Annotated in this window: 22 protein-coding genes; 13 read left to right on the top strand and 9 right to left on the bottom strand. The window is 41.3% G+C overall.

Annotation, left to right across the window (positions count from 1 at the left end):
• The first annotated feature begins 75 nt into the window (after positions 1-75).
• From ACEW8O_RS22480 to ACEW8O_RS22470, 3 genes are all read left to right on the top strand, one after another.
• Entirely contained in the window at positions 76-279 is a 204-nt protein-coding gene (locus ACEW8O_RS22480; protein ID WP_373496876.1) for an SGNH/GDSL hydrolase family protein, read from the top strand.
• Positions 280-584: 305 nt separating this feature from the next.
• Positions 585-989, top strand: coding sequence for a VOC family protein (locus tag ACEW8O_RS22475; RefSeq protein ID WP_373496875.1), 405 nt, complete (start codon positions 585-587; stop codon positions 987-989).
• An 11-nt stretch (positions 990-1,000) separates the two neighbouring features.
• On the top strand, positions 1,001-1,564 hold the full coding sequence (locus tag ACEW8O_RS22470) for a hypothetical protein (RefSeq protein WP_373496874.1): 564 nt from the start codon (positions 1,001-1,003) through the stop codon (positions 1,562-1,564).
• Between the two features lie 176 nt (positions 1,565-1,740).
• Here ACEW8O_RS22470 and ACEW8O_RS22465 read toward each other — a convergent pair whose 3' ends face one another.
• Positions 1,741-2,703 (bottom strand): calcium/sodium antiporter, encoded by a 963-nt coding sequence (locus ACEW8O_RS22465; RefSeq protein WP_373496873.1) that lies wholly within the window; start codon positions 2,701-2,703, stop codon positions 1,741-1,743.
• 140 nt (positions 2,704-2,843) lie between these two features.
• On the opposite strand from ACEW8O_RS22465, the gene ACEW8O_RS22460 reads away from it, so the two are divergent.
• Together ACEW8O_RS22460 and ACEW8O_RS22455 are read left to right on the top strand one after the other, a co-directional pair.
• Positions 2,844-3,194 (top strand): hypothetical protein, encoded by a 351-nt coding sequence (locus ACEW8O_RS22460; RefSeq protein ID WP_373496872.1) that lies wholly within the window; start codon positions 2,844-2,846, stop codon positions 3,192-3,194.
• Between the two features lie 117 nt (positions 3,195-3,311).
• Positions 3,312-3,875, top strand: a complete 564-nt coding sequence (locus tag ACEW8O_RS22455; protein WP_373496871.1) for a hypothetical protein — start codon at positions 3,312-3,314, stop codon at positions 3,873-3,875.
• Between the two features lie 132 nt (positions 3,876-4,007).
• Here ACEW8O_RS22455 and ACEW8O_RS22450 read toward each other — a convergent pair whose 3' ends face one another.
• Positions 4,008-4,529 carry a GNAT family N-acetyltransferase gene (locus ACEW8O_RS22450; RefSeq protein WP_373496870.1) on the bottom strand — a complete coding sequence of 174 codons (522 nt, stop codon included), beginning with the start codon at positions 4,527-4,529 and terminating at the stop codon, positions 4,008-4,010.
• 52 nt (positions 4,530-4,581) lie between these two features.
• The gene (locus tag ACEW8O_RS22445; RefSeq protein WP_373496869.1) at positions 4,582-5,415 is read right to left on the bottom strand and encodes an alpha/beta hydrolase; all 834 of its coding nucleotides are present in this window, start codon (positions 5,413-5,415) and stop codon (positions 4,582-4,584) included.
• A gap of 328 nt (positions 5,416-5,743) precedes the next feature.
• Between ACEW8O_RS22445 and moaA the strand changes: the two genes are divergently transcribed.
• The 6 genes from moaA (at position 5,744) to ACEW8O_RS22415 (ending at position 10,151) form a co-directional block, all read left to right on the top strand.
• Complete coding sequence (gene moaA, locus ACEW8O_RS22440) at positions 5,744-6,724, top strand: GTP 3',8-cyclase MoaA (RefSeq protein ID WP_373496868.1); 981 nt, start codon at positions 5,744-5,746, stop codon at positions 6,722-6,724.
• Between the two features lie 39 nt (positions 6,725-6,763).
• Complete coding sequence (locus ACEW8O_RS22435) at positions 6,764-7,945, top strand: molybdopterin molybdotransferase MoeA (protein ID WP_373496867.1); 1,182 nt, start codon at positions 6,764-6,766, stop codon at positions 7,943-7,945.
• Positions 7,946-8,069: 124 nt separating this feature from the next.
• A complete protein-coding gene (locus tag ACEW8O_RS22430) occupies positions 8,070-8,291 on the top strand; it encodes a hypothetical protein (protein WP_373496866.1) in 222 nt (73 codons plus the stop codon).
• A 37-nt stretch (positions 8,292-8,328) separates the two neighbouring features.
• The gene (locus ACEW8O_RS22425) at positions 8,329-9,072 is read left to right on the top strand and encodes a sulfite exporter TauE/SafE family protein (protein ID WP_373496865.1); all 744 of its coding nucleotides are present in this window, start codon (positions 8,329-8,331) and stop codon (positions 9,070-9,072) included.
• Positions 9,073-9,111: 39 nt separating this feature from the next.
• Positions 9,112-9,342: a MoaD/ThiS family protein gene (locus ACEW8O_RS22420; RefSeq protein WP_373496864.1), complete on the top strand. Its 231-nt coding sequence runs from the start codon at positions 9,112-9,114 to the stop codon at positions 9,340-9,342.
• Positions 9,343-9,581: 239 nt separating this feature from the next.
• Complete coding sequence (locus ACEW8O_RS22415) at positions 9,582-10,151, top strand: GNAT family N-acetyltransferase (protein WP_373496863.1); 570 nt, start codon at positions 9,582-9,584, stop codon at positions 10,149-10,151.
• A 7-nt stretch (positions 10,152-10,158) separates the two neighbouring features.
• Here ACEW8O_RS22415 and ACEW8O_RS22410 read toward each other — a convergent pair whose 3' ends face one another.
• From ACEW8O_RS22410 to nirB, 4 genes are all read right to left on the bottom strand, one after another.
• Entirely contained in the window at positions 10,159-10,845 is a 687-nt protein-coding gene (locus tag ACEW8O_RS22410) for a response regulator (protein WP_373496862.1), read from the bottom strand.
• A gap of 16 nt (positions 10,846-10,861) precedes the next feature.
• Complete coding sequence (locus ACEW8O_RS22405; RefSeq protein WP_373496861.1) at positions 10,862-12,679, bottom strand: ATP-binding protein; 1,818 nt, start codon at positions 12,677-12,679, stop codon at positions 10,862-10,864.
• Positions 12,680-12,765: 86 nt separating this feature from the next.
• On the bottom strand, positions 12,766-13,149 hold the full coding sequence (nirD, locus tag ACEW8O_RS22400; RefSeq protein ID WP_373496860.1) for a nitrite reductase small subunit NirD: 384 nt from the start codon (positions 13,147-13,149) through the stop codon (positions 12,766-12,768).
• 475 nt (positions 13,150-13,624) lie between these two features.
• Entirely contained in the window at positions 13,625-16,126 is a 2,502-nt protein-coding gene (nirB, locus tag ACEW8O_RS22395) for a nitrite reductase large subunit NirB (RefSeq protein ID WP_373496859.1), read from the bottom strand.
• Between the two features lie 476 nt (positions 16,127-16,602).
• On the opposite strand from nirB, the gene cobA reads away from it, so the two are divergent.
• Both cobA and ACEW8O_RS22385 read left to right on the top strand, forming a co-directional pair.
• Positions 16,603-17,364: a uroporphyrinogen-III C-methyltransferase gene (cobA, locus tag ACEW8O_RS22390; RefSeq protein ID WP_373496858.1), complete on the top strand. Its 762-nt coding sequence runs from the start codon at positions 16,603-16,605 to the stop codon at positions 17,362-17,364.
• Between the two features lie 45 nt (positions 17,365-17,409).
• Complete coding sequence (locus ACEW8O_RS22385) at positions 17,410-18,000, top strand: DUF4202 domain-containing protein (RefSeq protein WP_373496857.1); 591 nt, start codon at positions 17,410-17,412, stop codon at positions 17,998-18,000.
• A gap of 486 nt (positions 18,001-18,486) precedes the next feature.
• Here the strand turns inward: ACEW8O_RS22385 and ACEW8O_RS22380 are convergent, their stop codons facing one another.
• Together ACEW8O_RS22380 and ACEW8O_RS22375 are read right to left on the bottom strand one after the other, a co-directional pair.
• Entirely contained in the window at positions 18,487-19,236 is a 750-nt protein-coding gene (locus ACEW8O_RS22380; protein ID WP_373496856.1) for a succinate dehydrogenase/fumarate reductase iron-sulfur subunit, read from the bottom strand.
• 25 nt (positions 19,237-19,261) lie between these two features.
• Positions 19,262-20,819 (bottom strand): fumarate reductase/succinate dehydrogenase flavoprotein subunit (locus ACEW8O_RS22375; RefSeq protein WP_373496855.1); only part of this gene is annotated, 1,558 nt, incomplete at its 5' end.

Here is a 20,819-nt window from a genome sequence, read left to right as displayed (position 1 = left end):
AACCAAAAGTCAGTCAAAAAGATTATCATCCTATCCATCGCAACTGTGCAACATTTCCCTTCAATCCCGGGAATAATGCGTTTTTTCTTGGGCATGCACAGGAGTGTCCTGACCCAGGAACTAAAATCTTTAGGGAAAAGAATACCCATTTTGGATTTCAATAATTTCAAATTTGAGATTTATTCTGATCTATTGGCTTCGGACGGCATACATCCATCAGACAAAGGTTATGAATTGATGGCGAAAGAAACACTCTTGTCGATCCATAAAAACAGATGACCCGCTAGGGGTCACCTGAAAGTCCAAAAAATTAACCACAAACTGAACCGCAAACAGTGTTTTAATTAGAGATAGATAATAATAGTTTATGGATATACGCTTCTTTGCCAGTAACCCTATATTCTTCTTCAATCGGGACGGAAGACCGAAGTCGGAAGACCGATATATCGGGCATTTCAGTCCTCAGACGAGAATTAACATGGATGTCCAATCTTCTGGCATAATTGAGTACATGCATATAATAGTTTTCTTATATTGATTTACGAAAACTATACTTTAACTGGATTGAGCATTATTAGAAAAAAATGAAACAATTCATTGCAAGAATTTCCTTGGTGGTCAGAGATTATGATGAGTCCATTGAATTTTATACCCAGAAACTACAATTTGAACTTTTGGAAGACACAGCTATGTCTGAAACCAAAAGGTGGGTAAGAATCGCCCCTCCGGGGCATCAGGAAGGCAACTGTGACATCTTGTTGGCAAAAGCAGTTGGGAAAGAACAAGAAAAAGCAGTGGGCAATCAAAGTGGGGGCCGGGTATTTCTATTCCTATATACCGATAATTTTGATAGAGACTACCAAAACCTCCTTGACCAAGAGATCAGGATTTTCAGAGAAAAAAGCGTAGAGACCTTTGGAAAAGTTGCGGTTTTCAAAGATTTGTATGGAAACCTTTGGGACCTTATTGAGCCTGCAATCCCACAATAAGGAAGAAAACAATGAAATTGGCTAGAACCATTTCAATCATTGGCCATCCGCTACTTTTGGGAAGCTTGTATGTGATATTGATGAGTTTTCACAACCTGCCCAATCAAACTGCAATGGCAGTTTCTCTTTCAGTTATTTGCCTTATTACTGTACCTATCGTTTTAAATAATTGGAGAAAAACCAAAAAAGGAACTTATACCAATTTTGATGTTTCAGACCAGCAACAACGAAAAGGGTTTTATCCCTTTGCCATCACTTTATTTATTGTTTTGCTTTTGGTTTTTTGGGTATTTGACTTTCCAAAAGAGGTGATTTCAAAGTCTCTATTATTTTTTGCAATGGTCTTGTTGATGGCATTGATCAACCTTCGATTAAAAGCTTCCATGCATGCGGGGATAGCATTTTATATTGCTGTATCTGTTTTCAGTATAGGCTTATGGCCTGGAATAATTTTATTGGTTTTGGCTTTACTGATATCCTGGTCAAGATTGGAGATGAAAAGACACAGCCTTTTCGAGCTGATTGTAGGAGGGTTTTTGGGGTTTGTTTTTGGCTGGCTGAGTCTTTTTGTGTAAATGACATTATAGCAAAAAGATGTAGAATATCATTTAGATCAGATCTAAAATACCTCAGAGAATAACTATCAAAGGAAGTCTAATCCCGAAAAAATCGGAACATATCATCCACAAATATCTAAATCTGGAATAAACAAGATTAAATCTCTCTGGTCGAAAGAAAGTCGGAATACATATCAAGTGAATACCAAAAGCACCAAATAGCCAATATATAAAGCCAAAAGAATACCTCCCTCCCATCTTTCAAGTGCCCTACCTTTTCCCGTAAAAATAAACAGGAACAATAACAGCCCTGCCACAATATTGGCGAGGATATCGAGATTACTGGCCTGATTGACTTCTACCGGCATGATGATGGATGAAAGGCCCAAAATCAAAAAGGTGTTAAAAATATTGGAACCCACCACATTGCCTATGGCTATATCTACTTTCTTCTTCCTGACTGCTGCTACAGAAGTGGCCAACTCTGGCAGGGAAGTGCCAATAGAAACAATGGTCAGACCAATCAACCTTTCCGACATTCCGAATATCTTGGCTATTTCAACGGCGTTGTCCACTATCAATTTTCCTCCGATTATCAACCCTGCCAATCCAACCACAATCCAAAGGACGGACTTTGTCGTGGTGTAACCCAACGGAATTTCAATCGTTTCTCCCGTCTCTTGGGAGCTATTCGAAACCGTAATGTTGTAAACCAAAAAAACCGCAAAAAACAAGATCAATACCAAACCTTCAGACCTGGATATCAAATTGCCAACCTGATAATCCAAAAGCATGTCATTTGCCAAAATCCAAATCAGCACGGCTGCCAACAAACTCAATGGTATTTCTATCCAAGTTGTATTTGATTTGACAGTAAGCGGATAAATCAGAGCCGAAATCCCCAAAATCCCAAGCACATTGAAAATATTACTTCCCAGAACATTGCCCATCACCATTTCGGATGAACCACTGACTGCGGCAAAAATATTGACCACCAACTCCGGGGCGGAAGTACCAAATGCTACAATCGTCAAGCCTATGACAATATTGGGAATCCCAAAATTTGCGGCTAAAGCCGATGCAGCATCCACCAATTTTTCGGCACCATAAACCAAAAGCACAAATCCTATAAGGAGTAAAATGATGGAGATAATCATAAGCTGGTAGATATTGAAGCAAAGAAAGTGTTTGTTTGAATCATTTAAACATTTTGTTGAAAATAAATTAATAATTGGATCACATTTTGAGCAAAATAAAAATGATATTTGTTCTCTATTGACAGATTCTCAAAAGTTAAATGAAAAGCCTCTTCAACTCCTTATCCATACTACTGATTTTGGTCATTGGATCAAACAGTGTATTAAGTGGCTTTTCCGGTCATGCGGATAAGTTGCAGTCTTTTGAGCAGGACATTCTCAGCGATTCTCAGGTTGATGGTGATTTCAATTTTTTCTTAGAAACCTCATCTGAAAAAATCCTTATCCCTTCCATTAAAGTAAAAAGTTTGGGAGATGCCGGTTTGTTCCTGCTTCCTAAAGAACACTCCGGAATTTTGGAGAGTAATACGCTTCGATTGGATTGGTTTAAAAAGCAAGTGAGATTTTTCGATGTTCAAAAGCTCCTATACCCATTCCATTTTTTCCTGTAAATGATTTGAAAAAGTAGCAAAAGGTACAATTTCTCCTTTGAGCTGATTTATGGATTACCGATAATTTTCGGTTCTCCCAAATTCTTCCTTTTACATCCACAAATTTACAATTACATCATGTTAGACATTGATCCTGCGTCATTGGGTATATCCCTGATTGCATTGTTGGCTTTTATTTGGCCACTATATTATTACAGCAGAAAACAGAAACTCAAACTGAAATCCCAACAAGAGTTTCTTGACAAAATCCGTCAATCTTCTCAACTTCACTTTGATCATGAAGATCATTGGAGGGGTTTATATGGTTTGGGTCTCGATATCAAAAATAAAAAGCTCATCTATGTTTATTATGGAACACCATCAGAAACAAAGATCATAGACCTCCAAAAGGCCCATAAAATTTCTCTCCAAAAAACGGAACATGAAATAAGCAATGGAAAAGAAAAAAAACAGGTCTTGGACCATTTGGCAATCCAAATAGACTCTATCGACGGATTGCATGAGTTGGAAATCTATGATTGCGATAAATTATCAGACCTAGATGGGGAATGGCCATTGGCCAAAAAATGGGAAAATATCCTGAAACCTCTGATCAAAGAGAAGCCCTTGGTCAAAGAAACCAGATTTGAAAAAGAGGGGATAAAATCACTGAAAGGAAATCGAACTTCCTTGATCAGTTAATATTCATGAGATTCTGTAGAATCATTTTATAGATCGCGGATGACACTGATCAAGCTGATTTCCACTGATTTTTTATCTGTGTGCATCAGCCCAATCAGCGTCATCTGCGTTCCATAAATCTAAAAACAAACATTAATCATTCTTCAATTCCAATTTGTAAAGATTCAGGTTTTCCTTCCCATCAGGTGATTTGACTACACCCTCGTATTTCATTCCTAATTTTTCCAAAAGTTTGATAGATGATGAGTTTTCAGGAAGTGTGATAGCCAATAAATTTTTGATTTTGAGCTGTTCTCTTGCAAATTGTACAACCCCTTTGGCTGCCTCATAAGCAAATCCTTTTCCAATAAATTCAGGTAAGAAGGCAAAACCCAAATCAGGATGCTCTAGACTGTCTCTTTTGAGAATGCCACACATGCCAATAGGATTCCCTGTCTCAATTAAACCGACTAGATATAGCCCATATCCATATTTTTCATAACTGAGCAGAGGGCCGTTTTGAAGATAAATTATTGCGTCCGTCTTTGTCTTCACTTCCCTATCGCCAATATACCTTAGCCAACCGGGGCTATTCAACAGTTTCACTATAAAGGTGCAATCTTCTAGATTCAATTTCCTGATTATAAGTCTTTCTGTCCGAAGGATATTTTTCATATAATTCCGAAAAATCTAATTGAAAAACTCTTTAATAACGCCATTTCACAAATTAACCAAAAGCTTCCTTTATAAATCGGTTAATTTTACCAATATAATATTCTCCCCATTCTTCATCCCCTGAATTAAAACCTCCCAGATGCTCACCTTCGAATCTAACTACTTCACAATTTGCGGATATGGTTTTTTTCACACCTATTGCATCTTCGTATGTGGTCATTTTATCTTTACTCGCAGCAAATATTATCGTGGGAATGTTGATCTTTTTAAGATCGCTTAAGTAAGCACTACTTTTCTCTGGAAGGCTTAGGATTTTGCCCTTATTTGCAAATGTCCTTTCAACAATAAGGGATGTGTCAGAGACAAAACCTTCTGTCACCAAAAAATCTACCTTTCCTTCCAATGAACCCAGTGCTTTCACTGCTATAATTGTTCCCATGGACATTGCCCAAATACCAATTCGCTTATTTTTGAATTTATGTTCGACTTCTTCTGTAACGGCAACTAAATCGGTAGCAAATTCATTATAATACAAGCTATCCTTGACAATCTCGAAGTCAGAACTTTTTCCAAATCCACGGTAATCAAACGTAACCACAGTATATCCCTGGCTCGCAAAAATTGCAGCATGATAAACGAAATAGGACATATTGCCGGCATCAGGGTAAGCCAAGATCAGCAGTCTACCATTGTCCTTCTCTACATCAGCTGTATAGATCCAGGTATTGATATCATAGCAATCGCCTGTTCGCACAACCAAAGATTCGTAATCGAGACCTAAATCTGTTGGAGTGCGGATATATTCTCTATCCGGGTCAATGGCATAAATTACTTGAATATTGTGGGATAAGATCAACAAGATGAATATGGTTTTGATGGATTTCATTTACTTATGAACGGTTTAGGTTGGAAGTCTAACCTCCCAGGTTATGGTTGGTTATCCCAAAACTAAAAATAATATAACAAAATTTAAATGTTCCGATAACTGAATGGGGAACAAGGATTTGAATGCGTCAAATATTAAACTAATACCCAATCTGTTATTGGAAAATTACAGAAATTCACCAATATTCCGCCTCAATCAAAGAGATAGTTAACCTTGGATGATGGACTTCTTCGGACTTCGGACTTCCAACTTCCATTCCATACAACAGATTATCCTTTCATTTCTTTCATTTAATAGGCATCTTTGTTATTCATCCAAGCAGGAATAAATGCTCATAGACCAACATCAAAGGATTCACAATTACCTCCGGATATCGCTGACCGACAGTTGTAATTTCCGCTGTGCCTATTGTATGCCCAATGAGGAGATCGAATGCATGCCCAATTCGAATTTGATGTCTGTTGATGAAATTGAGACCATTGCCAGGACATTTGTGGGTTTGGGGGTCAACAAAATCAGACTGACCGGTGGAGAACCATTGGTGAGGAAAGAGTTTCCCGAGATTGTCCGAAGGTTAGCCAAACTTCCCGTTGAACTGACCCTGACTACCAACGGGGTATTGGTGCACAAGCATTTGGAGCTGTTCAAAGAAGCCGGCATCCGTTCCTTGAATGTCAGCCTGGATACTTTGGATCCGGAGACTTTTTTCAAACTGACCAAAAGAAATCAGTTCCAACAAGTTTGGGATAATATCCTGTTGCTGTTGGACCATGGCTTTCGTGTCAAAATCAATGCAGTGGCCCTCAATGGGATCATTGAAAAAGAACTTTTGGGATTTGTAAAAATCACCGAAAAATTACCACTGCACGTACGCTTTATTGAATTCATGCCTTTCACCGGAAATCACTGGAAAAGTGATAAAGTAATCACTGCCCGCCAAATGCTGGAAACGGTACAGACTGAATTTGATACCGTCAAATTGGTGGACGAAAAACACGATACTGCCAAAAAATTCAAAGCTATAGGCCATCAAGGCACCTTTGCTTTTATCACCACCATGAGTGAGCATTTTTGCGGTACCTGCAACCGGATGAGAATCACTGCGGACGGCAAGATGAAAAACTGCCTTTTTGGAAAAGAAGAAATGGACCTATTGGGAACCTTAAGAAAAGGTGAAGATATACTTCCCCTGATCAAACTTTCTATTTTTAGGAAACATGCCATCCTGGGCGGACAGTTTACCCAGGATTACGAAAAGGCCGATGCCGATAAAATCGAAAACCGCAGTATGATCAAAATAGGAGGTTGATTCCCGATTTTTTTTAATTGGAAACTATCAAAGACCATTATGATATCCGTAACAGAAGCCAAAGAGATTTTATCAAAACATATCATTCAGGGTTCATCCGTTTACATGCCTTTAGAGGAGTCCTTGGGGATGTTTTTGGCGGAGGATATTCCTTCGGATTATGACATCCCATTTTTTGACAACTCAGCGATGGACGGCTATGCCATTGCCTGGAAGGATGGGGAAAACAAGAGGAAGTTGAGGCCTGAGACTAAAATCAGGGCGGGGGAATTGGAGGATTTTGTATTGGGTGAAAATGAAGCCATTCGGATTTTTACAGGAGCCCCTGTTCCTAAAGGTGCAGATACCATTATCCCTCAGGAATGGGTGAAAATAGACGGAGATACATTTTCATTTGAGATAGATAAATTTGAAAAAGGATCCAACCTCAGGTCTCAGGGAGCCCAAAATAAAGTTGGCGATATCATAGCCTTAAAAGGTTCCGAAATAACTCCGGGAATGATCGGTTTGCTGTCTTCGGTTGGCCTTCATGAAGCCCGGGTTTTCTCCAAACCCACGCTAGGAATCATTCTGACAGGGGATGAGTTAGAGGAAATCGGTAAACCCCTGAGTTTTGGCAAAGTTTATAATTCCAATGGCCCTGTTCTCAAAACCTATCTCAAACAGTTGGGAGTCGATGAAATTGAATTGGCCACGGCCTTGGATGAACCAGCCAAATTGCAGGAAACCATTGATCGTTTTCTTGAAAAATACGATGTAGTCCTGATTTCCGGTGGCATTTCGGTAGGTGATTATGATTTTGTGAAAGGGAGTCTGGAAAAAGCAGGAGTAAAAGAACTTTTCTACAAAATCAGGCAAAAGCCCGGCAAACCGCTTTTTGTAGGCCAAAGAGAAAACCAATGGATCTTTGCCTTACCCGGAAATCCGGCCTCCACCCTCACCTGTTTCAACCAATATGTCAAGCCCTGTCTGATGGCTTGGATGGGCAAAACAAATGTTTGGGAACCTTTCGGAAGTTTCCCATTGGTATATGATTTCATCAAAAAACCAGGAATCACACTCTTCCTCAAAGCAAAATTAGAAAATGGCTCAGTACACATCCTGCCGGGACAGGAATCTTTTAATCTGATTTCATATGGAACTGCAAATTGCATAGCAGAGATAGGAGAAGAAACAGAATCCCTGCAAGCAGGAGCATTAGTCCCTGTATACGGATGGTAAGCCAAAAGTCGGTGGGACATCAAGAGACGGATTGGTGATTTATGGCGAAAGGGAACTCAACGCTCTCATGAGCCATTTACTACAAAAAATGTTATATTGGAAAGAAATTCAATCAGGAAAGCGTATGGAGACATTAGAAAGACCATTGTCAAATTTACAGCTCGAACTGCTCAAGGCCTTTTCGCATCAATTGAGTGAGGAAGACCTTGTTCAAATAAAGGACATGCTTGCGGACTTTTTTGCCAAAAAATCCATTGAATCGGCCAATAAAGTATGGGACGAGGAAGGCTTGAATCCGGAGAAGGCAGATGAGTTACTTCGAACAAAACTTAGGACACCTTTCTAAAACAGGCGATCCCGTGAAAATTTATTTTTGGTAAGATATGGGATTGGAGCTGAGCGATCTTTTTTTATATCTGATCCTTCCTTTGGTGGCATTTTTATATGCTTCAGTGGGTCATGGAGGTGCCAGCAGTTATCTGATGGTATTGGCTTTGTTGAACTTTGCACCCGAGCAGATCCGCCCCACTGCACTTATCATGAATATGTTTGTGTCCATGATGGCCTTTCTCGGATTCAGAAAGACTGTAGTTTTCCCAAATAGACTGTTTCTTTCCCTGATCATTTTTTCCATACCCGCAGCTTATCTTGGCGGTTCAATTTTGGTGGATACCATTCTATACAAAAGGATTTTAGGCATTTTGCTTTTCTTCCCTATCCTGAGATTTCTGAATGTCTTCCCTATCAATGAAGGCAATTCAGTTGATCAAAAATGGTGGATGGCTCCTCTTTTGGGTTTGTTGATCGGTTTCTTTTCCGGATTGATAGGAATTGGTGGTGGAATCATCCTATCCCCTATTCTGTTGATGTTGGGCTGGACCACTATGAAAGAAACCGCTGCGGTCAGTGCCCTGTTTATTTTCCTGAATTCAGTTTCCGGTTTTCTGGGGGCTGATGGCTTTCAGATTCAGATTGATCAGCAATTATGGATTGTGATGCCCCTGACTATTTTGGGAGGAGGGCTTGGTGCTTATTTGGGTGCCAGAAAGTTCAATCCTGTTGCCATCAAATACTTGCTCACAGTAGTCCTGTTTATTGCTGCTGTCAAATTAATCTGGACAGGGTAATGGATTTTGATTAAATTAATGTCTCAAAAATAATAGCGTATGATTAAGATTAAAGCCTTCGGAATGGTCGCCGAAAAATTAAAGACTAACGAATTGGAATTGCAATACATGCCAGATACCGAAGTCCTTCTTGGTTTTCTTCACCAACAGTTTCCCGACCTCAAACATATCAAATTCAGCCTCGCAGTCAATAAAAAGCAGGCTGTTGGAAAAACCATGATACCGCTTGGTGCTGAAGTTGCACTGCTGCCACCATTCTCGGGGGGTTGAAAGAGAATTGGTGATTGATTAATAGAGGTTGGGAATTTGTTGTGAAATAGTTTTTGGGGGAAGACCATTCCTACTTTGGTATGTTTGGGAATGAGTTAAAAACCTGCCAGGTTTTTAACCCTTTAAATTGTTAATTTATTGCATCTACAGCATATAAACCTGGCAGGTTTCTTCCTTTATTATTTTTTGACAAAGGAGGGCCAAGATGATTTTAATTTCATAAACAAGATCAAATTAAGATGCCGAAAACATTTCCGGTTATAAAAACAGAAGGACTTTTGCTCCGTCAATTTGTTGACACCGATCATGAAAATGTATTCAAAGGTCTTTCCCACCCGGACATCATCAAATATTATGGTGTGAGTTATCAGACATTGGAAGCGGCAGAAGAACAAATGAAATTCTTTGCCGATCTGGAAAAAAATGAAACTGGAATTTGGTGGGCAGTTTGTTCTTTGGCCAACGATACTTTTTTCGGTGCAGGTGGACTAAATAATGTAAACAAAGATCACCAAAAAGCAGAAATAGGATTTTGGTTAATGCCGGACTTTTGGGGTAAAGGTATTATGGCAGAGGCAATGCCAATCATATGCAACTATGGCTTTGACAATTTAGGACTCCATAGAATCGAAGGTTTTGTGGAGACAGAAAATATAAATTGCAAAAAAGCAATGGCCAAACTTGGTTTTAACTATGAAGGATTAATGGAAGATTGTGAACTTAAAAATGGCAAATATATTAGTTTGGACATTTATGCAAAAATTGATTTAGGTGGGAGAACCCCATCATTAGAAAAAACAAATGCTTAAATTTGATTTAGCCACCCCCCACTCCCAAACTCCTTTTCAAAGCAGCTTCCTCCTCCACTTTTTTGAACAGTTCCACCACATTGCCCACTTTGAGTTTTTTCATGATATTGAATCGGTGTGTTTCGATGGTCCGGATACTTTTGTTGAGCTGCTCGGCGATTTCCTTGTTACCAACCCCTTCATAGATCAACTTGAGGATCTCTTTTTCTCTTTTGGTCAGGTCATAGTCGTTGCCTTGGTCTTTCGAAGTTCCGGATTTTGGGTTTTTGACGGTCAGGTAGGAATTGACCAGGACATTGCTGATGTCCCCGCTGAAATACTTCCCGCCTTGGGAAACTGACCGAATGGCCTTCAAAAACTCATCTTTGCTTGTATCCTTCAACAGGTAACCTGATGCACCGCTTTCCACTGACTGCAGGATATAGTCTTCATCATTGTGCATGGATAAGATCAAGGCACGGGTTTTTTCTGAATAATTTTTCAATTTACTGGTAGCCTCCAATCCGCCCATATTAGGCATGCGGATATCGATCACCAACACATCAGGCTGCAGGATTTTCACCGCTTCCAATGCCTCATAGCCGTCCGAAGCTTCTCCGATTACTTTGATTTCACCTTCATTTTCCAACAGCATTTTGATGCCGTTTCGGACCACCACATGGTCATCTGCCAATACTACGCTTATTTCTTCCATTTATTTGGGTTTATGACTATGATTCCAATGGCAGTTCTATATGGATGATGGTTCCCATTCCAGGTGAAGTTTCCATTTGAAACTGGCCATTGATAAAATTGACTCTTTCTTTGATATTGAAGATCCCGTGACCGGAGGCGCTAAAATGTCCGTCTTCTTTCAGTTTGTTGTAATCAAAACCTTTGCCGTTGTCCGAAACCTGAAGGTAGAGATATTTGGAATTATGGGAAAGACTGATTTTGATTTCGGTTGCCTCGGAATATTTGATCGCATTGTTCACGGCTTCCTGCACAATCCTGTAAATATTATTTTCAACTTTCGCTTCCAACCGTGACATAAAGCCAGTTGGATTTTCAAACACGACAGGGATTTTGGAAATCTTGGTCATTTCCTCACTGAATTTGTTCAGCACAGAAGTCAGGCCGTAATCGGAAAGGGCAACAGGGGTGAGGTGGAAAGAAATTCTTCTGACCTCTTTGATCACATCCCCGATCAGCCTCTTTGAAACTTCCAGTCGTTTTTCTTCAGGATATGATTTTACTTCATTGATACCATCCAGACTGTATTTTAGAGCAGTAAGGTACTGACCAATTCCATCATGAAGGTCACGGGAAATCCTCCTTCGTTCCTCCTCTTGGCCTTCCAGGATTAGGGCAGATCGGTATTGCTGTTCCTTAAGTTTCTTTTCAAGCTTTTCCTTGTGGATTTCCTGTGATTTGGCCTGTGCTTCTTTGACTTCTGTTTCATCTACAGAAATCAGCATCAACCCTTCCACTTGCTCCTGTTGACCAAGGACAGGTACAAGGTGTAGTTTGAGCCAGACAAAATCACCTTCCTCATTGACCAGTTTCAGGTCTCCTTCCCAGGTTTTGCCCTGACTCACCAAATCCTGGATTTTATGGACATATTTGGCATTGTATCCCTGATTTTCCAACCATCCAAAAAAATTGCCCGGCTTATCCGCACCAAATTCCATCACTTCACAAAACCTTTCTGAGAAATACTGGAAATCCCCTGTAGCGGAACAGTTGGCAAATAGTGTCAGGTCTTCCACTTCCACTTCTGCTTCAGCGAGTTCCAGATAGGATTTTTCCAAAGAGTCGTAAAGGGATGTGATTTCCAATGCCATATTCCGGGAATTGGCTTCTTTTTCGGCCAATTGCTGGAAATTCTGTTTGATGAGTTTTGCTGAAGGCCAAAATATAAACCTGACTTCTATGAATATCAGGAAAAGGGCGACAGCCAAAAGGATAATCTCCGTCTTTCGCAATCGGGCCACTTTTGCTTGGGCCTGTCGGTCAAACTGGAATACGATTTCATCCATTCCTTTGAGGAATCCCGGTTCATTTATCAAAATGGAGGATAAAGCCTGAGAATCGGATACATCATCTGTCCCATATTGAAATCCTTCGACCAACCTTTCTCCTCCTGAAACCATAGCTTCAAAATTGGGCTGTATCTCGGCAAAAAGTCCCTGTATGGTTTTGTTATTAGTTCCCCTGACTCCCAGTCCCTGATCTCCTACTTGTAAAGCTTCATGAGCTCTTTTCCATTCCTGAAGACTTTGTTTCAACTCAGCCAAATAGTTTTTACAGGACAAACTGTCTTCAGTCGAAAGCAATAAAATAGCTGATTTGGTAATGCGTTGACTCAACATCCTCTGCCTTCCCGAAAGGTTCACTTCAATGGAATCACTTACCTGTTGCGAAATATAATACTGCAGAATGGCCTGGGAAATTATGATGGTCAGTGCAATTGCTGATAATGCAAAAAGGTACCTCCATCGGAGATCCTCAAACTGCCTGTAGCCTTTTTCGTTTTTAGCGTTTGCCATTCTGGTATATTAATTCGGTAATTTACGTAAATCCACTTAGAATAAAACCATTAATTTCTGATCAATGGTTTTGCAATATTTCTTTCTCAGTAATTTTGATCAAAACCAATATACACGTATCCTTCTTCCACTTTTACCGGATAGGTGGTAATGGTGCAATCGTCTCCATTCAGGTTTTTGCCATCTTTGAGTGAAAAGGTCTTTTTGTGAAAAGGGCAGGCTACTTTTGGTTCCGTTTCACAGGAACCGATCATTCCCCTTGACAAGGCCATCTGCATTTTATGTGGGCAGAGGTTCTGACAGGCATACCACTCCCCTCTCCTGCTAAAGTTGAACACGGCAATCTGAAGGTCCTTGTATTTGACACATGCTCCACCGTTTTCCGGAAAGGAAGTGACCGAAGCTGCTTTGAACCATGTGACATCTGTACTAAGTACTGCTTTTCGATATTTTTCAAATTCTGTAAACATTTGGCAATAGCTTTAATAGGTTTGAAATGAAAATAGGTTGATTTTGGGTTATTGATTGACTAAAGCTTATTTCGGATTTCCTTAGACCTGCCAGGTTTTAAAAACCTGGCAGGTCTGTTCGGTTCAAGTTATCCAAAGCCTCTGGCTTCGGATTGCTGAGTTCTGAGCCTCTGGCTAACATCTACTAATGGAGTTAGAAACTCCATACACCCAGTGGCCCGAAGGTAAAACCTTAGGACAACGTCATCCTTGTGTCTTACCTCTTGCTTTACAGACCAGGTCCCACATCTCATGCCTTCAATAGATGTCTCTCCCGTACAGCTGTCGGGATCGACATGACAAGGAAAAGCCTTTTTTAATTTCTTTGCCTTGCTAAATTGTGAAACCTTCATTTTTCATTTGGTCTTACATCTTGTCTCTTGGTTCTTGTTTCTTGTTTCTAGGCTCTCGCATCTCGTATCTCGCATCTCACTTCTCACGCCTTCACCGCCCACTCGACAGGCACCTTCTGTCCTCTCATAGGCCTAAAATCCACACTTTGGTCTTTTTCTTCCACATTGACAAAGTGTCTGAACTTGGCCCTCAGTTCGGGATTGTTGACGACTTCCTTCCACTCGCAAGCGTACGTTTCTACCATAAACTCCATTTCCCTTTCCAGTTCATCTCCAATGCCCAGGCAATCATTGACCACCACATCCCGCAGGTAATCAATGCCTCCTTCCATTTTGTTCAGCCAGGTGGCAGTCCTATTGAGTGGTTCGGCAGTCTTGATGTAAAACATCAAAAAACGGTCGATGTATTTCAGACAAGTCTCGGAATCTATGTCATTGGCCAACAAAATCGCATGTTGGGGTTTGGAACCTCCATTGCCGCAGACGTACAGGTTCCACCCTTTTTCAGTGGCAATAATACCAAAATCCTTGCTTTGGGCCTCAGCACATTCACGGATACAGCCCGAAACTGCCCCCTTGAGTTTATGGGGAGATCTCAATCCCCTATACCTTTCTTCCACCTCAATGGCAAAAGAAACCGCATCCTGAACTCCATATCGGCACCAAACGGAACCTACACAGCTTTTTACTGTCCGAAGGGATTTGCCATAGGCATGTCCACTTTCAAATCCTGCATTGATCAATTCTTCCCAGATATCCGGCAAATCCTCCACCCTTGCCCCGAACATATCAATGCGTTGCCCTCCGGTAATTTTGGTGTAGAGATCATATTTTTTGGCTACCTGACCGATCACAATTAGTTTCTCTGGTGTGATTTCTCCTCCGGGAATTCGGGGAACTACAGAGTAAGTCCCACCCTTTTGGATATTGGCCAAGAACCTGTCGTTGGTGTCCTGAATGGTATCCTGCTTGGTGATGAGTTCATTCCACGTACTTGCAAGTATGGAGGCAACAGCCGGCTTGCATGTCTCGCAGCCGTCTCCATTCCCAAATTCATCCAACAATTGATCATAAGTTCGGATGCCTTTAATTTTGACGATATCGAGCAATTCCTGTCGGGAATAGTCAAAATGCTCGCACAATACGTTTTTAACTTTTTGGCCCATGGCCTGAAGCTGATGCTTTAAGAGGTCACCCATCAGCGGAAGGCAGCCACCGCACCCCGTACCTGCTTTGGTACAGGATTTCAGGGAAGCAATGTCATATTGGCCATCCTGAATGGCACCACAGAGATCAGCTTTGCTGATATTCTCGCAACTACATATTTGTGCCGTATCCGGCAAATTGGCTATCCCAAGTCCGGCAGGCTTGTCGCCCCCCCTAGACCCGAGTATCAGATCTTCAGGTTCTGGAGGCAAAGGCATATTGTTCTGCACCATCTGCAACATCATGTTGTAGGCAGAAGTGTCACCAACCAAAACACCCCCAATAAGCCTTTTGCCGTCCTGTGAAATATTGATTCTCTTATAAATACCAGAGCTTTTGTTTTCGTAAACGATAGGTTTGCAAGATTCAGTTTCCCCAAAAGGATCTCCAAAACTGCCCACTTCCACTCCAATCAACTTGAGTTTGGTGGACATGTCGAACCCTTGAAATGGTTTCCCTTCTTTTCCCATCAACTGATTGACGACCTGAGTGGCCATTTCATAGCCAGGTGCCACCAATCCATACACCATATTATTATAAGAAGCTGCTTCCCCTATGGCGTAAATATTCGGCTCTGACGTTTGCAAATTTTCATTCACCACTATTCCCCCTCTTTGTGCAACAGGCAGCCCACAGTCTTTGGCTAGCTCATCTCTAGGCTTAATACCCGCTGAAATGACCAACATGTCTACATCTAAAAATGAGCCATCGGCAAAAGACATCCCTGTCAGTTTACCATTACCTTCAATATTCTGCGTGTTTTTACTTAAGTGGACTGAAATCCCCAAATCTTCCATTTTGGATTTCAACAATGCGGAACCGCTTTCATCCAACTGTCTTGGCATCAATCTGGGTGCGAATTCCACTACGTGGGTTTTCAATCCCATATCCAACACCGCTTTGGCTGCTTCAAGCCCAAGCAACCCCCCACCCAAAACCGCTGCGGATTTCACATGCTTGCCATATGCTTTCATGGCATCCAGGTCCTCCAAAGTCCGGTAAACAAAAACGCCTCTTTTTTCCACTCCGGGAATAGATGGAACAAATGCGCCTGAACCTGTGGCCAAGATCAAAAAATCATAAGATTCCTCATTGCCCAGGTGGCTGAAAACTTTCCGGTTTTCCCTGTCAATTTTGACAATCAGTTCTTTGGTGTGAAGTTGGATCTTGTTTTGATAATACCACTCCAATGGGGCCATCATTAGGTCTTTTGCCCCCATTCCTGAGAAATAGGAACTCAAATGTACCCGGTCATAAGCAGGCCAAGGTTCTTCACCATAAACGCTTACCTCATACTTCTCCCCTTTATCGGCATCCCGCAATTTTTCACAGAATTTGTAACCTACCATGCCGTTTCCGACTACAACGATTTTTTTCATAGTTGTTTTATGTTTTTAACCTTTGAGGTCTATTAGAATTAACTTTGAAATCCTATTCACTGGGATTCAAGACCTCGAAGGTTTTTCCTCTTTTGACCCAAAACCTTCGAGGTTTGAAAAAAACCTCAAAGGTTAACTCTGAAAACCTTTGAGGTCTTCCCTACCGCGACGACAGGACCTCGAAGGTTTTTCCTTTTAATCAAACCCTTCTCCCGACCCAAAACCTTCGAGGTTTGAAAAAAAACCTCAAAGGTTAAACCCGGAACCTTTGAGGTCTTCCCTACCGCGATGACAGGATCTCGAAGGTTTTTTCCTTTCTGACCAGAAACTTTTTCTCCTGACCCTAAAAGCTTCGATTCCACAGGTGCGGAATCAAAGGTTTTAACACACCGCTAAAGTAAAAATTAAATTTCAATAATCTAAGTATTTTTACGTATTTTTACTTAATTTTATTTCACGTTATACTTAGAAGAAAAATGAAACCAGCACCTAGACTATCATTGGTAGGGGCAGGTCCGGGGGATCCGGAGCTGATCACCTTAAAAGGAATCAAGGCACTTCAAAGTGCCGATGTTGTATTATATGATGCCCTGGCCAATCCGGACCTATTGGAATATGCGCCTGTTACGGCTCTGAAAATCTTTGTTGGCAAAAGGGCCGGTCTCCATTATAGGCAGCAGCAAGAGATCAACAAGATGATCGTAGGCTATGCGAAAACCATGGGACATGTAGTGCGTCTCAAAGGCGGTGATCCTTATGTTTTTGGTAGGGGACACGAAGAATTGGAATATGCCAAGATGCATGGAATTCCCGGAACTTATGTACCTGGTATCAGTTCGGCGATAGCTGTTCCGGGATTGGCAGGTATTCCTTTGACCAAAAGAGGAGCAAATGAAAGCTTTATGGTCATTACAGGAACCTTGAAGGATGGAAGTATTTCAAAGGACTTGAAATTAGCGGCACAGACAAGTGCAACGGTCGTCATATTGATGGGCATATCCAAACTCCCGGAGATCATCCGGATTTTTAAGGAAGAAAGAGGGAAAAGGGAATCCATTGCATTGGTACAAAACGGTTCCCTCCCCCATGAAAAAACCCTCATTGGTAACCTGGGGAACATTCTAATAAAACAGGAAGAAGCTAGGATTGAGGCACCTGCCATTATGGTTATAGGGCAGGTGGTAGCAGAAAGACTTCAACCAAACCATGAATTGAAGGAAGCTATTTCCCATTTGTAGCCCAAAATTCCTACATTTATATTAAAGCAAATTTTTATAGACCAAATGTCCCAAGATAGATTTCACGATACCATTGCCGAAATAGACCGCCTCAACGCCCAGGATCCCAATATGGAGAACAAGGATGGAAAGTCTATTCCCAAGGAACTCCTTTATGGCCAAAGGATGTCCACCATGTTGTTGGAATTTGACCAAAATGCTTCGGAAACCTTGAAAATCGCAGCACGGGGACAGCATATCCAAAGGTGGACGATTCCAAGGGATTCCTATCCCATGGATAGAAAAGGATACCTGATGTGGAGGACGGAGCTCAAGAAAATCCATGGGAAACTGGTTTCCTCCATTATGGAAAAATACGGCTACCCACCTGAAGACATTCAGCATGTCGATTACCTCATCAACAAAAGAAGATTGAAAACCGACCCCGAGACACAATGCTTGGAAGATGTGGTCTGTCTGGTCTTCCTGAAATATTACTTTGGTGAGTTTATTGCGAAACATGCCGAAGAGGAGGAAAAAATCATCGACATCATCCAAAAGACCTGGAAAAAAATGTCAGATAAAGGGCATGAGGCTGCTTTGAAAATGGGGCATTCAGATAAGGCATTGGAGCTGGTACAGAAGGCTTTGAGTTAGGGATGTTTTGGGAAGCAAATCAATTTTAGAACCTATTTCCAATACAAAGATATTACCTTTAAATTGCCATTCCCAAACATCACCATCTTCCGGACCTATAACATTCCCCATACATATAAAATTGTTATTGCTGAGGATTCGAGTAGAAAAGTTTTTTTCAGGAAGGGTTCTTGCCCATATTTTTCGGTCGTGCCTATGGCACTTTTTCTTTCCACCATTACAGCTTTCCCTAGGATTCAAATCCATGTTTGTATATCGTCCACTCCTACGGAGCTTGGGCAAAATCCCTATGTGAAAATAGATACTGCTGTACTCCCCGAGATTGGTCAAGTCGTATTGCCTTCTTTAAAAAAATGGAATTGTTTCTGCATTGCGGAGAAATCTGCTCCTCGGAAAACTTTCCGCAGCGCGGAGACAAAGGATTAAATGCAATAAAAAAACTCTGAGAAAATAACCCGGAGTTTTCGGAAATTTAAATTTAATTTTTTAAACATTCTGACTGCTTACCACCGCAACGAAATATTCCCGGTTCATTCTGGCTATATTGGAAATGCTGATAGCTTTTGGACACTCAGCCTCGCATGCCCCTACGTTGGTACATGCTCCGAATCCTTCAGTATCCATTTGAGCAACCATTTTTTCTGCCCTGGTCTTTCTTTCTACTTTGCCTTGTGGCAATAAGGCCAACTGAGAGACTTTTGCTGCAGTAAACAGCATGGCTGAGGCATTCTTACAGGCAGCTACACAGGCACCACATCCGATACATTGTGCAGCGTCCATGGCCATATCAGCGATGGTTTTTGTGATAGGGATTTCATTGGCATCAGGAACACCACCTGTATTAACTGATACATATCCACCTGCCTGAATAATCCTGTCAAATGATGACCTATCAGTTACCAAATCCTTGACCACCGGAAAAGCTTTGGCCCTCCAAGGTTCAATGGTGATGGTCTGCCCATCTTTGAAAGACCTCATGTGAAGCTGACAGGTAGTGGTCTGTAATGGTCCATGAGGATGGCCATTGATATACAAGGAACAGGTACCACAGATACCTTCTCTACAGTCATGGTCAAAATGGACCGGATCTTCTCCCTTATTGGTCAACTGTTCATTCAGCACATCCAGCATTTCCAAGAACGACATGTCTTTGGAAATATTCGTTACTTTATATTCTTTAAAGCCTCCCTTATCGGAGTGATTTTTCTGTCTCCAGATTTTCAATGTAAGATTCATTGCTCTGATGATTTTAATTTTCTGATTACTTATAACTTCTTTGGGTCAACTTCACATTTTCAAACACAAGATGCTCTTTGTGAAGAGCTTCATCTTTACCTTCTCCCAAATATTCCCAGGCAGCGACGTAGGCAAAATTTTCGTCATCCCTGAGGGCCTCACCTTCCGGAGTCTGATATTCTTCTCTGAAATGCCCCCCGCAGGACTCAGCTCTGTTAAGCGCATCATCCACCATCAACTCTCCAAGCTCAATGAAATCTGCTACTCTATGGGCTTTTTCCAGAGATTGATTCAATTCTTCATTATCGCCAAGTACATTGACATTTGACCAGAATTCTGCTTTCAATTCTTTGATCATGGCCTTGGCCTTGGTCAAACCTTCTGCTGACCTTGCCATACCACAATAATCCCACATGATTTTACCCAATCTTTTATGGAAATGATCAACTGTTTTATTGCCGCTGATGCTCAGAAGTTTTTTAATCCTATCCTTCACATTTTTTTCAGCATCTTTGAACGCTTGATGATTTAAATCCAACTTAGCGGCAGCCGATTGAGCAAGATAATCTCCCATAGTGTACGGAATAACAAAATATCCGTCTGCAAGACCCTGCATCAGCGCAGAGGCCCCCAATCTATTGGCACCATGATCAGAGAAATTTGCCTCTCCCAAAGCATATAAGCCGGGAACATTGGTCATCAGGTTGTAATCTACCCAAAGACCTCCCATGGTATAATGAACAGCAGGATATATCATCATTGGTCCCTCATAAGGATTATCTCCCGTAATTTGCATGTACATGTCAAAGAGGTTGCCGTATTTGGCTTCAATGGTGCTTTTTCCGTCACGCTTGATGGCATCTCTAAAGTCCAGGAATACAGCCTCGCCGGTTTCATTGACGCCTCTTCCTTCATCACACATATATTTGGCATTCCTTGATGCCACATCACGGGGAACCAAATTGCCGAAAGAAGGATATTTTCTCTCCAAGAAGTAATCTCTGTCTTGTTCTTTGATTTCATTGGCTGAAAACTGACCTTTTCTCAACCTTTCAGCAATTTCAACTGTTGCAGGAACCCATACCCTACCATCATTTCTTAGGGATTCAGACATCAAAGTCAATTTTGACTGATGATCACCTGATACAGGAATACAAGTTGGGTGGATCTGAGTGTAACACGGATTTGCCATCAAAGCACCTCTTTTATGCGCTCTCCAAGCCGCAGTTACGTTCGATCCCATTGCGTTGGTGGAGAGAAAAAACACATTTCCATATCCACCTGTGCAGAGCAATACTGCGTGGGCAGCATGGGATTCAATTGCTCCCGTAATAAGGTTTCTGGTAACAATTCCCCTGGCTTTACCATCAATTGTCACCAAGTCCATCATTTCTGTCCTTGGATATAATTTCACTTTTCCATTGGCTACCTGCCTACTGAGAGCTGAATAAGCTCCTAAAAGCAACTGTTGCCCGGTTTGTCCTTTGGCATAGAAAGTTCTTGAAACCTGCGCACCGCCAAAAGAACGATTGGCTAATAATCCTCCATATTCTCTTGCAAAAGGTACACCTTGAGCGACACAT

This window comes from Aquiflexum sp. (assembly GCF_041749095.1).
Classification (GTDB): domain Bacteria; phylum Bacteroidota; class Bacteroidia; order Cytophagales; family Cyclobacteriaceae; genus Aquiflexum.
Note: the sequence above shows the minus strand (reverse complement) of the source record. Positions and strands in the feature narration are given on the sequence as shown.